13 protein-coding genes and 1 tRNA gene are annotated in these 15,587 nt (G+C 34.2%); 9 read left to right on the forward strand and 5 right to left on the reverse strand.

Features of this window, described 5'->3' with window-relative positions; translation table 11 throughout:
- Positions 1-59 precede the first annotated feature (59 nt).
- Complete coding sequence (locus RT037_RS05020; RefSeq protein WP_313028554.1) at positions 60-1,610, forward strand: recombinase family protein; 1,551 nt, start codon at positions 60-62, stop codon at positions 1,608-1,610.
- A gap of 389 nt (positions 1,611-1,999) precedes the next feature.
- Here the strand turns inward: RT037_RS05020 and RT037_RS05025 are convergent, their stop codons facing one another.
- From RT037_RS05025 to RT037_RS05040, 4 genes are all read right to left on the reverse strand, one after another.
- Positions 2,000-4,015, reverse strand: coding sequence for a LamG-like jellyroll fold domain-containing protein (locus RT037_RS05025; protein ID WP_313028556.1), 2,016 nt, complete (start codon positions 4,013-4,015; stop codon positions 2,000-2,002).
- A 107-nt stretch (positions 4,016-4,122) separates the two neighbouring features.
- Positions 4,123-4,776, reverse strand: coding sequence for a response regulator transcription factor (locus tag RT037_RS05030; protein ID WP_313028558.1), 654 nt, complete (start codon positions 4,774-4,776; stop codon positions 4,123-4,125).
- Between the two features lie 3 nt (positions 4,777-4,779).
- Complete coding sequence (locus RT037_RS05035) at positions 4,780-6,495, reverse strand: sensor histidine kinase (protein ID WP_313028559.1); 1,716 nt, start codon at positions 6,493-6,495, stop codon at positions 4,780-4,782.
- 320 nt (positions 6,496-6,815) lie between these two features.
- A tRNA-Arg gene (locus RT037_RS05040) sits at positions 6,816-6,889 on the reverse strand.
- Between the two features lie 59 nt (positions 6,890-6,948).
- On the opposite strand from RT037_RS05040, the gene RT037_RS05045 reads away from it, so the two are divergent.
- From RT037_RS05045 to RT037_RS05065, 5 genes are all read left to right on the forward strand, one after another.
- Complete coding sequence (locus RT037_RS05045) at positions 6,949-7,995, forward strand: ABC transporter substrate-binding protein (RefSeq protein WP_313028562.1); 1,047 nt, start codon at positions 6,949-6,951, stop codon at positions 7,993-7,995.
- Positions 7,996-7,997: 2 nt separating this feature from the next.
- Positions 7,998-8,822 (forward strand): type II CAAX endopeptidase family protein, encoded by an 825-nt coding sequence (locus RT037_RS05050; RefSeq protein ID WP_313028563.1) that lies wholly within the window; start codon positions 7,998-8,000, stop codon positions 8,820-8,822.
- A 10-nt stretch (positions 8,823-8,832) separates the two neighbouring features.
- Positions 8,833-9,411, forward strand: a complete 579-nt coding sequence (gene rdgB / locus RT037_RS05055; protein WP_313028565.1) for an RdgB/HAM1 family non-canonical purine NTP pyrophosphatase — start codon at positions 8,833-8,835, stop codon at positions 9,409-9,411.
- Between the two features lie 9 nt (positions 9,412-9,420).
- The gene (locus RT037_RS05060; protein WP_313028567.1) at positions 9,421-10,335 is read left to right on the forward strand and encodes a ribonuclease Z; all 915 of its coding nucleotides are present in this window, start codon (positions 9,421-9,423) and stop codon (positions 10,333-10,335) included.
- 78 nt (positions 10,336-10,413) lie between these two features.
- The gene (locus RT037_RS05065) at positions 10,414-11,952 is read left to right on the forward strand and encodes a serine hydrolase (protein WP_313028570.1); all 1,539 of its coding nucleotides are present in this window, start codon (positions 10,414-10,416) and stop codon (positions 11,950-11,952) included.
- Between the two features lie 37 nt (positions 11,953-11,989).
- Here RT037_RS05065 and RT037_RS05070 read toward each other — a convergent pair whose 3' ends face one another.
- Complete coding sequence (locus RT037_RS05070; protein WP_313028571.1) at positions 11,990-12,898, reverse strand: CorA family divalent cation transporter; 909 nt, start codon at positions 12,896-12,898, stop codon at positions 11,990-11,992.
- Between the two features lie 222 nt (positions 12,899-13,120).
- Between RT037_RS05070 and RT037_RS05075 the strand changes: the two genes are divergently transcribed.
- The 3 genes from RT037_RS05075 to RT037_RS05085 all read left to right on the forward strand — a co-directional run bounded on the left by RT037_RS05075 (position 13,121) and on the right by RT037_RS05085 (position 15,585).
- A complete protein-coding gene (locus RT037_RS05075) occupies positions 13,121-14,143 on the forward strand; it encodes a beta-ketoacyl-ACP synthase III (protein ID WP_313028574.1) in 1,023 nt (340 codons plus the stop codon).
- A 157-nt stretch (positions 14,144-14,300) separates the two neighbouring features.
- Positions 14,301-14,879, forward strand: coding sequence for a hypothetical protein (locus RT037_RS05080; RefSeq protein WP_312323811.1), 579 nt, complete (start codon positions 14,301-14,303; stop codon positions 14,877-14,879).
- Between the two features lie 136 nt (positions 14,880-15,015).
- Positions 15,016-15,585, forward strand: coding sequence for a YceI family protein (locus RT037_RS05085; protein ID WP_313028576.1), 570 nt, complete (start codon positions 15,016-15,018; stop codon positions 15,583-15,585).
- Positions 15,586-15,587 lie beyond the last annotated feature (2 nt).

Raw genomic sequence — 15,587 nt, forward strand, 5'->3', positions numbered from 1 at the left:
AAAGAATACTTCAACAGAAACATTAACAACTTAAAAGTAAGTATCATTTAAAATGTACAATGGGTTGTGCTAATAACAATATATCGATCAACAAAGTAATTTATGAAGATCATTCAGCGAAAAGTTTTAATCGCCCTGAGTGGAAAAAATACCTTCTTGAAATAAGAGACAAAAGCCATAAAATCAACTTAGTCTTATTTACCAAGTGGAACAGATTCAGTTGTAATACAGCAGATGCTTATCAAATGATAAGTTTACTTCATAAAAATCACATTATCCCTCAATCTATTGAACAGCCATTGGATATGTCTGTTCCTGAAAACAAGCTTATGCTTGCGATTTATGTATCCACTCCGGAGGTAGAAAATGACAGAAGGGCACTCAACACGTTTCACGGTATGCGGAGAGCAAAAAATGAAGGTAGATTGATGGGAATTGCTCCATATGGATATATCAATAGAAGCCATGAAGATGGCAAAAAGTATATTGCCATCAAAGAGCCAGAAGGATCTAATATAGCCTGGGCATTTAACGAGGTTGCAAAAGGACATATTCCCGCAGATCATGTTCGATTGCAGATGAACAAAAGAGAGGGTGCTTCAATGTCAAGAAGTGCATTTGCAAAAGCTATGAGAAATCCGGTTTACTGTGGTAAAATATATATTGAGGAATATAAACAGGAAGAGGCCTATTACATTGATGGAAAACATGAACCACTGATTAGAGAAAGACTGTTTAATCAGGTTCAACAGATTATGGACAAAAAAAGAAGAGTAGAAGGACCGGGCGGAAGAGTATTAGAAAATGAACGTTTTCCATTACGTGGAATTTTGCGTTGTCCAAGATGTGGCAAAAATCTTACGGCAAGTGGGGCTAAAGGAAAGTCTAAAACGTATTACTATTATCATTGCCATTATAAATACGGATTTCGTTTTGATTCAGATCGATTAAATGAACTATTCGAATTGGAAATTTCGAAATTGGAATACAATCCTATCATCAAAGATTTGATGAAAGATATACTTTTAGATAACTACAAACAATTCACCTTTGATATAGATGCAAAAAGGAAGTCCATATCAAAAGAGATTAATGAGTTGAATGAGAAAGTTGCTAATGCAAGAGATAAATATCTTGCAGATAAATTAGATGAACAAGATTACAAAGAGGTAAAAAAAATAACAAAAGCACAAATTGAACAGCTGGAACAAGAGCTCCAGCATATTGTTTCAGAGAGTAAAATACTTGATATAAAAACAAAAATAGAAAATGCTCTCGACTCAATGGAAAACCTTGCAAATCTCTATCAACAGGGTGATTTACAGACAAAAAGAACGATAGGGTGTTTGATATTTCCTCAAAAAGTCGAATTTGACGGAAAAAGTTTTCAAACACCTAAAATGAATATTGTCGCTCAATGTATCTATCAGTATAACAACGGCTTAGGAAATAAAAAAAACCGACATAAGAGAAAAAAATCTACAAATGTCGGTCTTGTGACCTTGACGAGCGTATCTTCAAACACTTTTATGGATGATTTGGTTCGTTTGAGCCAAATTAAAAAGGATTTACCTCTTCCTAATTTAGAATTTAATTTTTTACAGTTATAAATTTTTTGCAAGATGATTGTATATATTTGAAATAATCGAAATTGGAATCGTTTAACTTCATTTTACTTCGATTGGTTTTCCCTTTTTATCATAAAGATTTTAACTCCAGTATTTAATTTGTGTATAGTTAATAGCGTTTATACAAAGATGAAACTTGGTACATTGAAGTATATTGTTGAGTAAATAAAAATTAAAACAATGCTTTTGCCGAAAACTTATTATCATTTGGAAAATAATATTATATTTTCTAATTCATACAAGATCGTCCATTCAATTTAATTCACAAAAATTTGATGTTATCTTACTTTTTTCTCTAAACATATCTAATAATGAAAAAAGACAGCCCGTAAGCTGCCTCTTTTCAAAACTTGGGTTTTGATGGTTTTGTTTTATTTTTTGATGACTTTGAAAGATTTTGTAGTTCCATCCATCATTTTTAAATTGATAATATACAATCCTTTTGATAATGAAGATAGGTTTAATGATTTTTCAGGCTTAAGATTCTTAATCGTTTTTCCAGAGTTATCATTAATAGAAATTGATGCGATAGAATCTAGGTTCGATATATTAATAACATCTACAAATGGATTTGGATAAATGCTAATCAGTTTTTTATTCAAATCATTAATAGACAAAAATGAACCTGTAGTGAAAGAAGATTCCGAACAACCAATGGCTGTTTCAGTAGAACTATCTGGAACAATTTTTACAAAATAAGTTGTATTTTCTTCTAAACCTTGTAATTGATAAGTTGTTGATGTGACATAAGCTGACACTAAATCATATTTTCCAGAGGATTTTCCTACGAAAACTTTGTAGCTGGTCGCTCCGTTTACTGCTAGCCAACTCACAGTAGGAACTCCGTTTGGAGATGTTCCATTAGAAGGAAGTGTTACTGTTGCACAAGAAAGTGGCGAAACATATTGCGGACAAGAATTACCTGTTACAATTGGAGAAGCCAATAGCCAGTTGGACTTTGTTCCTGCCAATGCAAAGTTATTCAATGTTACGGAGTTACTTTTTCCTGTTTCATCTACCAATGTGGTCACAGCGCTATTATCAGCTTCATTGTTCCCTTGGTTGAATTTGAAATAACTCACCAATCCATCCTGAGAAACTGGATTGGCAACTTCACAGCTTTTGCTATTTTTCAATTCGTTTTCGCTGAGTGCTCTGTTCCAAATACGAACCTCATCTATATCGCCTTCGAAGTGTTCATCAATACCGTTTCTCTGGCTACCTCCAATGAGAAATGAAGTACCTGTTGTATTTAGATTCATCGTCGCGCTTTGCACAAGTACACCATCCACATATAACTTTATTGTACTATTTTTTAGCGTTACCGCCACATGATGCCATTGATCATCTCGTAAATTGTATGGACTAGTTGTATCATTAAATTCGCCAACAAAGGCCAAATTGCCATTAGAAAGCATTAAACAAAATCTTTTGGAGTTAGCGTAAGTTCCATAATTGAAAATCGCGGATGATGTATAAGGACTTGTTCTTACTGATGGCGCTTTTATAACAGCTTCTATTGTTCTTTCTGCCGACCCTTGTGGTAGAAAAGAATTTGTTCCCGAGATATAATCATTAATCCCGTCAAAATTAAGAGTCGTTGCAGCGGGCGCATCTATATATCGGATTTTTGCTCCCCAAGTATCAGCAACTAAAATCCTTCCGTTTTTTGTTACAAATGTAGAAGTTGGAGCATTCAAGGTTGTGTTTGGAAATGTCGTCACTGTTTTTCTATCGGCTGATATTTTTCTAATCCAATTACTGCTTGTAACAGCGAGGTATATATTTCCAGAAGAATCTAATCTCAAGTTATGAGGATTATAGAATCCGTTTACCAGTAATTGTCTATCCGTACCATCTTTTTTTATGGAATAGACTGCACCATTATCCGTGTAATATAACAAATCCAAATTTGGATCATAGGTAATACCCATAGGACTTATCAAACTAGCAATGTTAGTGTGGCCAGTTCCATCTTCTTTTACTTTTTGAAGATTTTTACTCTGATTGCCTATAAAATAGATATGATTATCATTACCAGACGTTAGATAATAAACACCCGGAGCAGGTGCAATAATTTCTGGATTAGTCCCATCGAGATTCATTTTCATTAGGTTTCCGCCAACCAGAGCAAACAATTTGTTATTACTGATCAAAAGACCGTAAACATTGCCTGAAAAAGTATTCAATACAATGGGATTGCTTCCGTCGGCATTGGTTTTAATAATTCTTCTGTTTCCAGTATCACTGATGTAAATGCTACCATCCTGATCTGCAATCACATCATAAGGTGCGTTGAGATTATCTACTAAGATTGTTTGAGCTGAGATAGGATTACCTAGAAATAGGCAAACTCCCAGACAAACCATTTGGAAAAAAGTTTTCATAATCGTTTATTTTTACTAATTGTTGAAGCAAAAATAATCACAGCTATTTGACATAATATAAAACTGGGACGAAATGCAGAACTTTGTAGATGAAAGGAAAAAATCGACTATAAATTTTGTCTGAAATTCCTAGAAAGTGGTAGTCTAAAGCTTTTTACAAGCACTTCATCAGATGATATTTTTTCCAAAAAAGAAGAGTTTATAAAAATAGAACGATGGATTTGTTTAAAGGATGAGGGTAATTCTTTCGAAAACTCCAGCAAAGTATTTCTGATGGTGAACTTAGAATTTGTAGTGATAATATCAAGATAATTTCGATCGGATTGGATGTAAATAATGTCGTCCAATTTTAATTTAATATCATTGTAACCATCTTTCACAAAGACATATTGCTTTTGTTTTTTCTGGATGATGATTTTAATCGCAGTCAGCAAATCCACTTCTCTAATTGGTTTTGTGAGATAAGATTCTGGAGAGATTTTGAGTGCATCTTCTATCGTTTTAGAATCAGTCTGTCCAGTAATAAAAATGATATTGCAATCTTCACTTTTTTGTTGGCTCAGCGCTATACCTTCCAGATTGCCTTCCAGATTGATGTCCATCAAAATCAAATCCGGTTGTATTATTTCCATTTTTTCCTGAGCTTCTTTCACAGAATGAGCCATAGAAATAGCCTCGCAACCATTGCTCTCCAAGATATCTTTGATGTAATCTGCAATCAGAACCTCGTCTTCAACAATTAAAATTTTGATAAAATTCACAACCTACAATTTCATATTAAAACTAAACTTAAACCCATTTTCCAACTCGATTCTGTATTCTATTTTCAATTGGCGACAGAGTTTTTCCACGAGATTCAGTTTCGTGATTTCATTTTTCGCCATGCCATTATCTTCGTATTGAAAATAGATTTTACTTTCGTCCGTATCTATTTTGAGATCAATTTTTTTATTTTCTTGATTTGGAAAAGCGTGTTTCATAGAGTTCATACAAAGCTCCGTGACAAGCAGTCCGATATACATCGCACTATTAACCGGAATCACTAAATCTTTAACATCAAACTGAACTTCGATATGATTTTCAACGAACAGAAAGTGAAGATTTTGTTTAATTTCCAATAAAAACGATTTCAGATTCAGATTTTTCTTGTCTTGATTATCATACAATTGACGATGCAAAATCCCCAAAGAATCGATTTTCGCAATGATTCTCTTGTTACTCAGATCATCATTAGAATTCTTTTTCAGCTCATTATCAATCAAAATCCTCACAAGCTGAAGATTATTGTTGATGCGATGATGCGTTTCGGAAACCAGGAACTCATTCTGCTGAGAAACAACGGTCAATTTCTTATTTTGCTTTGTGATAATCTTGACATAATTAAGCAAAATAACAGTGAAAATCAGAATGGCAATCAACCCAAAAAGAATGGAATATTTTAGAAGATTCTGTCTTTTGATTTCTTCTTCCTTAAGCAAAAGAAGCTTTTTATTCTCTTCGATTGTTTTTTCCTTTTCGGCAATTTTAAAACGTTCTTCATATTCCAAAACTTTACTATCATACAATTTGTGATAATAATCTTCCGTTAGGTTTAATCTGATTCTCAGGTATTTGTGAGCTTGTTGATAATCGCCTGTTTTCTCATAGACGTTTTGCAAATGATCCGCAAAAACAAGTTGATTATAATTAAGTTTGTTTGCCTCCGAGAGATTATAACCTGCAATACCGACGTTGATGGACGCAGTGTAATCTTTTGTTAAGTCCAAATTTCTGGAAAGATTGATCATCGCATCGGATTGCAACTGGATATTGGAATTTCTTCTCGCCAAGTTAATAACCTGTTGTAACTGCTCTATAGCTTTTCGGTAATTTTTCCTGCCTTCGTAAATATTTGCAATCTCCATCATAGAGATCAGTTCGTTTTCAGAATCTTTTAATTCTCTTGAAAGGACCAAAGATTTCTGTGAATATATCAGGACACTGTCGGAATTGACTTTATATTTTGAAAAAAGAGCGGCCTTCCTGTTGTAATATTTTATGAGATACAAATCCTTGATTTTGTGGTTTCTTAAAATGTTTTCACAGATACTAAAATATTCTTCAGCTTTTTTGAACAATCTGCGGTATCTGTAAAATTCTGCCAGATGTGTGTAAACATAAAACTCTTCCTGCAAAAGTTTTTTCTGTTTGAAAATCCGAAGTGCATTTTTATAAGCCTCGGGAGATTTTTCATACTCTTGCTTCAGCTTGTAGGCATTTCCAAGCTCTACATATAAAAAGGCTTTGCTGATTTCGGATTTTGATTTTGAAATGTGTTGATTAATGTAAACAATTGCAGAATCAATTTTATTTTGGCGAATGAGCTGGTGCGAATATTGAATTGGATTTTTGTCATTAGCATCTATAAAAATAAAACTCAACAAAAAACATAATCCGAATATTTTTGGAATTATATAAATTTTTGGAATTATTTTTTTCATTTTGACAATCTGTAAATCAATTTACAAAATAAAGGTATTTTATAACAATATCAAATTTATCTAAACTTAACCGACTTTTCTAATATATTATTAATTCAATATCTCCTGTAAGGTATAAAGCGCTATATCACAGTTCCGAATCTATTTTTAATGGTAAATAATGCTAGGTGTTAAAATAAAACCTTGCTTAAATATTAGAAAAAAATTATAGAGAATAATTACGAAACACTTTATTTCTGCTGAGAATTTATAGCTTCGAAAGAACCATCTTTAAAAAATTGCGCCAACTGTCATCAGTTGGCGCCATTTGGCAATGTGTGTGACCTCGATAGGATTCAAACCTATAACCTTCTGAGCCGTAATCAGATGCGCTATTCAGTTGCGCCACGAGGCCGTTGTTACCTTGTTTCGTAAGGGTTTGCAAATATAACACTTTTTTCTTTTCTTTGAAATATGAAAGCACTTTTTTTTATTTTATTTTCATTTTTCTGTTTAACATCGTGTAAGAAAAAAGAAATTCCAACTGCCGAAAACGCTGTAATTATTTCAGAACGTTTAAGTTATAAAAATGACGGAAAGCAGTTTGTCCTGAAGTCAGGAAAATTCGAAAATTCTTTTAATTCCTCAAAATTAGGCTTCAAAAAAGTGGTTTTGCTCAATTCTTCGTTGTTAGGCTTCTTTACAGAGCTTAATTTGGTGGACAGAATTGTTGGACTTTCTAGTCCAGAGTATGTTTTTGATGAAAATATTAGAAAATCTGTAGCTTCTAACAAAATCGCAAATATCGGTAACGAACAAAAATACGACGTCGAAAGAATTCTTTCTTTAAAACCAGACGCGATTTTTACAAACTATGTTCCGAGCTTCGAAAATACTTATGAGATCCTTAGAAAAACCAATATTCAAATTATTTTCCTTGACGAATATTTGGAAACGACGCCACTTAACAAGTCAAAATATTTGTTGTTGTTTGGTGAATTATTCGGTGTTAAAGATTTGGCGGAACAGAAATACAAATCTATTGAAACAGGATATCAATATCTGAAACAGTTAGCATTAAAAAGTGCCGAAAAACCGGTTGTTCTTTGCAACGAAATGTACGGAAGTCAATGGTTTTTACCAGGCGGAAAATCTGCAGCAGCTAATTATTTTCGAGACGCGAATGCTAATTATATTTTAGCAGAAAATACGGAAATTAATGCAATTCCACTTAGTTTTGAAGAAGTTTACAAAAAATCTGAAAATGCAAAATATTGGGTGAATATTGGCGCTTATCAAACGAAGCAAGCGATGTTAAATATCAATCCTAATTATTCGAAAATGAAGGTTTTCCAAAATGGAAAATTGTACATGATTAACAACCGCGAAGTTGGGATGGCAAACGATTATTTCCAAAGTGGTGCTGTGCGTGCGGATTTGGTTTTAAAAGATTATATCAAAATTTTTCATCCAGAATTATTTCCGAAAGAGAATCTTTATTATCTTAAAGAATTGAAATAACGATGAAATCCACAGTTCAACCTCTTAATTTTTTCTCGGCAGTTATGCTGTTTCTCGGTCTTATGGCTGGGCAAACAATTATTGCATTTGCGGCCGCTTTATGCATTTACGTATTTCATATCGACTATGCTTCGTCATCGTGGTTTATGCTGATTGGCTATATGTTAAGCATGGTTTTACCACTTGTTTTTTATCAATTTTTTGTTTTAAAACCCAAAGGTCTCGACTTAAAATTTGATTTTAAAAAAAATACATTCGTCACTTATATTTTAGCGTTTCCGTTAATGTTTGGGATGATGTTGATTACCGAATATTTGGTGACTTTGGTCCCAACCAGTGGTTATTTCTTCGGCGATTTGTACAAAAATTTCACCAATCAAATGTCATCATTAGCGATGGATAATGTGACAATGATTTTGTTAACGGTGATTTTGGCGCCACTTTTAGAAGAATTTTTATTCCGAGGTTTAATTCAAAAATCAATTATTAAAACAGGCTTAAATCCTAGAATAAGCATTCTGATTTCCGCTTTTATTTTTGGTGCTTTTCATGTCTATCCATGGCAGTTTGTCGGAGCTTTTTTGTTGGGTATAGTTTTAGGAATCGTTTACGAAGAAACAAAATCTCTCGTGTTACCAATATTTTTACACGCTTTCAATAATTTGATTTCGGCTTTAATCATGATGGAGTATGGTCCAGATACAACACAAGGCATTCTTCCGATTGAGCCAATCTACAGTTTTTTGATTGGTGTAGGGATTTTTAACATATTTATGTTGGCGTTTACTTTCTATTTTCGAAGAAAAGCTAGTATCTTTGAAGGATAAATTATGCTCGATGGAAATATTGGTTGCGACACACAATCTTCACAAAAAAGAAGAAATTCAACAGATTTTAGGTTCCGATTATTTTGTTTTAAGTTTAACAGATTATGACTTAAACGAAGAAATTGTTGAAGATGGACATTCTTTCGCAGAAAATGCTTTAATAAAGGCTAAATATTGTTTCGAAAAAACAGGAAAGCCAAGTCTTGGTGATGATAGCGGATTGGTTGTAGAAGCTTTGGATGGCCGTCCAGGTATTTATTCTGCACGTTATGCTGGCGATCACGATTTCAAAAAGAATATCGAAAAAGTTCTTGACGAAATGAAAGACGAAACCAATCGTCGTGCTTATTTTATCACAGTTTTATGTTTGGTTGATGCTTCTGGAGAACATTATTTTGAAGGACGTGTTTATGGTAATTTAACTAAAGAAGTCTTTGGTGAAGGCGGTTTCGGTTACGATCCGATTTTTATGCCAGACGATCTTAACACAACTTTTGCAGAAATGTCAGTTTCAGAAAAAAACAAAATTTCGCACAGAAGTAAAGCACTTAAAACATTTTTAGACTATCTTTCAGTAAATCCTTTGTAATATAAATTTGTGAGTACATATCTGACCATATTAGGTTTTAATTCCGCAATTCCGACAATTAATTCGTCGCCAACAGCACAGCTTTTGGAGATGGAAGAACGTATGTTTTTGATCGATTGCGGAGAAGGAACTCAAGTTCAGTTACGGAAAGCAAAAGCGAGGTTTTCTAAGCTTAATCATATTTTTATTTCGCATCTTCATGGTGATCATTGTTTTGGATTGCCAGGTTTAATCGCGTCTTTCAGACTTTTGGGTAGGACGACGCCTTTGCATGTTTATGGTCCGAAAGGGATTAAAAAAATGCTTGAAACAATTTTTACAATTACTGAAACACATCGCGGTTTCGAAATCGTGTATCATGAGTTGGATAAAAAAGTTTCGGAAAAAATCTATGAGGACAAAAGGGTAGAAGTGTTCACAATTCCTTTGGATCATAGGATATATTGCAACGGCTATTTATTTAAAGAAAAACCGAAAGAGCGTCATCTTAATATGGCGGCAATTTCCGAGTTTTCGGAAATCGAAATTTGCGATTACCAAAATCTTAGAAACGGAAAAGATTTCGTTTGTGAAGATGGAACGACAATCCCAAATGCAGAATTAACGACTGATCCAAAAGTGTCGGTTTCTTACGCATTCTGTAGTGACACACGTTACAAAGAAGATATTATCCCTTTGATAAAAAATGTGGATGTCCTGTATCACGAATCGACTTTTCTACACGAATTAAAAGAAATGGCGGACTATACAGGCCATACAACGGCGCAGGAAGCTGCGACTATTGCGAAGAAAGCAGAAGTTGGTAAATTAATCATGGGGCATTTTTCTAATCGTTACGATGATTTGACAGTGATGACCACTGAGGCACGTGAAATCTTCCCCAATTCTTATCTTCCAAAGGCTTTAGAGTGTGTAAAGCTTTAGAAATTCGGTATTTTAAAAAGACAATTATTTAGTTTTCCCTTATTTATTCAATATCTTTGGCTTCATAATAAGTTAATTATGAAGAAAAGATTAATGTTGACGTTGGTCTTAGCAACTTCGACTTTTTGGGCGCAAATGCCTGAAGCGAAGCTAGACGAACTCATCAAAAACACTATCAAAACTTTTGACGTTCCTGGGATGTCAGTCGGCATTGTTAAAGATGGTCAAATGGTTTATTCTAAAGGATTCGGTGTTAGATCGTTGAAGAATAATCTTCCGATGGATAGCAAAACTTTGGTCGGAATTGCTTCCAATTCTAAAGGTTTTACGGCAACAGCTTTGGCGATGTTGGTGGACGACGGTAAGTTAAATTGGGACGATAAAGTGTCAAAATTTATTCCTGAATTCCAAATGTACGATCCTTATGTTTCTAAAGAAGTGACGGTTCGTGATTTGATTACGCATCGCGCTGGACTTGGTTTGGGACAAGGCGATTTGATGTTTTTCCCAGAAGGCGGAACGCAAACGATCAAAGATATTGTACACAATGTTCGTTATCTAAAGCCTGATCATTCTTTCCGTACAAAGTTGGAATACAACAACATTATGTTTATTGTCGCAGGTGAGGTTATTACGAGAATTAGTGGATTGTCGTGGGCCGATTTTATCGAGCAAAGAATCCTAAAACCTGTTGGTATGACTGCAAGTTTTGGTTCTTATAATCGTGCTAAATCTTCATCAAATATTATCGATGCACATGCACCTGTTGACGGAAAAGCGATTGCTGTTCCTCATGATTGGAACGAGACTGCGAACGCAGCAGGGGGAATTATGAGTAATGTTGAAGACATGACGACTTGGGCAACTTTCTTAATGAATAATTTCGTTAATAAAGAAGGCAAGCGTTTGGTTTCGGAAAAGAATGCGCACGAGCTTTGGTCATTGCAAATTTCTGATAAAGTGGCGCCAAAAAATCCTTATGACTCTCATTTTTACGGATATGGTTTAGGTTGGTTTTTGACCGATATTAAAGGGAAACTGCAAGTTCAGCACAGCGGTGGATTAATCGGAACAGTGACTTTATTTACAATGATTCCTGAGTTGAAATTAGGGATTGTAGCTTTGACAAATCAACAATCTGGTGCAGCTTTCACAACGGTGACTAACGCCATTAAAGATAGTTATTTGGGCATTGAAGATCGCAATTGGTTAAAAACTTATTCGGAAAGAATGACTAAAAACGAAGAGCGTTTTAACAAACAAAAGAAAGATGTCTATGACCAAGTTAAAACTGCTGAAAAAACATTTAGTCTAAAACCTGAACAATTTGTCGGAACTTATAATGATGCTTGGTTTGGTGATGTCGAAATTAAACAAGAAGGCAAAAAGTATAGATTGTATTGTAAAACTTCACCAAGACTGAAAGGTGATCTTTTACCTTATAACAACAATACTTTTGTTGTTAAATGGGATGACAGAAGTTATGATGCAGACGCATTTTTTGTTGTTGATTTTGATGAAAATGCGAAAGCAAAATCTGCAACTATGAAGTCTATTTCTGATGTTACGGATTTCAGTTTTGACTTTGGAGATTTGGATTTGAAAAAAGTGAAATAAGAATCTTAATTAAAAATAAAATGGTAGTCTATAAAGGCTACCATTTTTTTCTTCTGAAATAAATAAAGGTCACAATGACGATAAGCGCCATAAAACTTAGAGTTCCGTAGTAGCCATACGGATATTTTAGTTCGGGCATGTTGTTGAAATTCATACCGTAAACTCCCGCAATAAAGGTTAGCGGTAAAAAATAAACCGAAAACATCGCTAAAAGCTTCATGACTTGATTGGCCTTTTGGTCGGATAAAGCCAGAAACATCGATATTAAGTTGGTTGTTTGCGCATTAAGATGATCAAAATCTGCGATAACATCTTTTTGCTTGTCGATTAAGTCCATAACTTCAACATCTTCCAACTTTAAAGTATGGAATTTATTTATCCAATCCGACGAGATATTTAGGATTCTGGTGTTAAGTCCAGATTTTCGTTTCAGTTTATAAAGGCGTCTTATTTGGTTGGTTTGGTTGGTATTTTTTAAGAAAATTTCGTTCTCCATATTGTCGAGAACTTCCATGAGATGCTGGCTTTCATCGTCATAAGTTTTCATAACTTGTAAAGCAAGTTTCAAAGCAAGTTGATCTGAAGTTATTTTTTCTTTCAAATTTGGGTGCTTTTCAAATTCTTCGTTCACCTCGCGGATGCTTTTACTCTTCATCCGATGGATCGTAATGATAAGCTTCGGAAGCACAAAAAGGCTCAACTTGGTACTAACATCACTTATAGAGTTAAGTGTTTGGCGCTCCAGATCGGTGTTTTCACGCATCAGAAAGAATTTGACCCCGTCCACTTCCTCATATTTTGGTAAGTGGTTGGGATCGATGGTATCTTCCAAAAGCAGGTTGTTAATATGATAACGATTATGGAGAAAAGCTAGGTCATCTTCGCTCGCCATTTCGACGTCCAACCATTCGCAGTGCTCGTTTTTTAATATGCTTTCAATTGCCATAGCGCAAAGCTAAATATTTTTTGGAATTATTTGTATTTTATGCTAAAAATAAGGTTTTCTAATAGTTTAATGAAAGCTTTAATCACTTTTGTTTTTAATATTAAATTAATTTAAAAACTTTTTATTTATTAACGCTTTCGAAATTCTGTTATAATATCTTAAATAAAGTTTTATGTAATGAATAAAATATTATTTTTGCAAAGCGATTTACAAATTTAGAAAATGTATAAAAGTAAAATTACAGGTGTAGGACATTACGTCCCTGAAAATATAGTGACAAATGATGATTTGTCAAAATTGATGAATACCAATGACGAATGGATAACCGAAAGAACAGGTATTAAAGAAAGACGTCATCGTAAAGATAGAAATGACAGCGAAGAGACAAGTGCTTTCTTAGGTTTTAAAGCTTCCGAAATGGCGCGTAAAAATGCAAATCTTACGGGTAAAGATATCGATTATATTGTTTTTGCAACTTTGTCTCCAGATTATTTCTTCCCTGGTAACGGTGTTTTGCTACAAGAGATGCTTGGTTGCGATACGATTGGTGCGCTAGATGTTAGAAACCAATGTTCTGGATTTGTATATGCTATGAGCATTGCGAATGCGCTGATTGTTTCAGGGACTTACAAAAATATTTTGGTTGTCGGTGCAGAGATTCATTCTTTTGGATTGGACTTTAGCGACAGAGGTCGCGGTGTTTCAGTTATTTTCGGAGACGGTGCTGGTGCGGTAGTTCTGTCAGCGACAGAAGATGAAAATATACAAGGTATTTTATCTGTAAATATGCATTCTGAAGGTAAATATGCGGAAGAGCTTGCAGTTAAATTCCCTGGATCAAAATTTGGTTGGGCAGATCGTCTGTTAACAGAACCAGAAGCGATAACGCCAGAAGATATTTATCCTGTTATGAATGGTAATTTCGTGTTCAAACATGCGGTGACGCGTTTTCCAGAAAGTATTATGGAAGCGTTGACTAAAGCTGGTAAAACGATCGAAGATCTTGATCTTTTAATCCCACATCAAGCGAATATTCGTATTGCACAATATGTTCAACAATTGTTGCATTTGCCGGATGAGAAAGTGTTTATCAATATTCAAAAATACGGTAATACAACGGCAGCTTCCATCCCAATTGCGTTGAGTGAGGCGATCCAAGAAGGTCGTATGAAGCGTGGCGATTTGGTATGTATGTCAGCTTTCGGAAGCGGATTTACATGGGGAAGTGTCCTTTTCGAATACTAAAATTTTAAAAATATCAATAAAAAAGCGTCTTTTCGGGCGCTTTTTTTGTTTTTTTAAATCGTTGACAATCTTTTGTTTAAAGCTTTATTTGCAATGCAAAGTTATTTTGGCATAGATTTTTCAAGTCTGTTTCTCGTAAAACGAAAAAAATTGAATTATGAAATCTTTAAAACAAGCAATTTTAGCAATAGGTGTATTAGCAGGAGGTATGACATTCGCACAAAATTCAGATATGAATAACATGCTTAAAGTCGGTGTTAACGGTGGTATTTCTACTGGAGGTAACACATCCGCTAATGTAGGATTAGATGTTTCTTATCAAAATTTAGTAACGCCAGGGTTTGGTTTGGGTATTGCGACAGGATATAACCACTTCTTTGGAAAGTCTGCGACTATTAACAATGTTAAAGTTGATAATAATGACTTCGGGGTAGTTCCTGTAGCAGCATTATTTAGAATTTATCCTCAGCAATATGGATTTTATCTAGGTGCTGACTTAGGTTACGGTTTTATTGTTGGCGATGATAATGTTACTGATAATGCGGCGTACAACGCAAAAAGACCTGATGGTGGATTTTATTTAAAACCAGAAATCGGTTACCATAATAAAGATTGGAACTTCTTTGCACATTATACAAAAGTATTTACGGGTGATAAAGGACAAGTTGCTGACCAAAAATTTAATGCCGGTTCAGTAGGTGTTGGTGTATCATACAATATTCCGTTAGGGAAATAATCAATCTATTATAATCTTACTAAGCCTGTCTTCGGATGGGCTTTTTGTTGTAATCATGTTTTCTTATCATAAATCAATTTTTATTCTGAATGGTTATGGCTAAGTTTGCACTATAAAATTATAAATAATTAAAAAAATGAAAAAATTAGCTTTAGTTGCTTTAATGATTGGAGGTTTAGCATTTGGACAAACTACAAAAGTAGTAGCATCTGATGTACATTGGTGGGGTTACAAAATCGCAAAATCTCAAGCATCATCTCATGATGGGACGGTTAATGTGAAATCAGGTAACATCGTTGTTAAAGATAATAAAGTTGTTGGTGGTACTTTCGTATTAGACATGACAACAATTAGCGCGACAGATGTTAAAGATCCAGAAACAAAAGCTAAGTTGGATGGGCATCTTAAAAATGGTGACTTCTTCGAGGTAGAAAAATTCCCAACAGCTGAATTTACAATTACTGCAGTTAAACCGAATTCTGGTAAACTTTGGAATTCTACAATTACTGGTAATTTAACTGTAAAAGGAAAAACTAACGCCATCAGCTTCCCAGCAAAAGTTGGTGTTAGCAAAGGTGTAGCATCTATCGTTACAGATAAATTTAGCTTTGATCGTCAAAAATTTGATGTAGCTTACAAATCATCTATGGCTGACGTTTTGGTTAAAGATGATATCGATATGAAAGTTAAAGTAACTGCAAAATAATT

The sequence above is a fragment of the Soonwooa sp. genome, from assembly GCF_032062245.1.
GTDB lineage: Bacteria > Bacteroidota > Bacteroidia > Flavobacteriales > Weeksellaceae > Soonwooa.

Bases quoted from the DNA above. Each gene is read 5' to 3' on its own strand.
- RT037_RS05020 (WP_313028554.1), top strand. From the start codon at position 60: ATGGGTTGTGCTAATAACAATATATCGATCAACAAAGTAATTTATGAA.
- RT037_RS05025 (WP_313028556.1), bottom strand. From the start codon at position 4,015: ATGAAAACTTTTTTCCAAATGGTTTGTCTGGGAGTTTGCCTATTTCTA.
- RT037_RS05035 (WP_313028559.1), bottom strand. From the start codon at position 6,495: ATGAAAAAAATAATTCCAAAAATTTATATAATTCCAAAAATATTCGGA.
- RT037_RS05045 (WP_313028562.1), top strand. From the start codon at position 6,949: ATGAAAGCACTTTTTTTTATTTTATTTTCATTTTTCTGTTTAACATCG.
- RT037_RS05050 (WP_313028563.1), top strand. From the start codon at position 7,998: ATGAAATCCACAGTTCAACCTCTTAATTTTTTCTCGGCAGTTATGCTG.
- rdgB (WP_313028565.1), top strand. From the start codon at position 8,833: ATGGAAATATTGGTTGCGACACACAATCTTCACAAAAAAGAAGAAATT.
- RT037_RS05065 (WP_313028570.1), top strand. From the start codon at position 10,414: ATGAAGAAAAGATTAATGTTGACGTTGGTCTTAGCAACTTCGACTTTT.
- RT037_RS05070 (WP_313028571.1), bottom strand. From the start codon at position 12,898: ATGGCAATTGAAAGCATATTAAAAAACGAGCACTGCGAATGGTTGGAC.
- RT037_RS05075 (WP_313028574.1), top strand. From the start codon at position 13,121: ATGTATAAAAGTAAAATTACAGGTGTAGGACATTACGTCCCTGAAAAT.
- RT037_RS05080 (WP_312323811.1), top strand. From the start codon at position 14,301: ATGAAATCTTTAAAACAAGCAATTTTAGCAATAGGTGTATTAGCAGGA.
- RT037_RS05085 (WP_313028576.1), top strand. From the start codon at position 15,016: ATGAAAAAATTAGCTTTAGTTGCTTTAATGATTGGAGGTTTAGCATTT.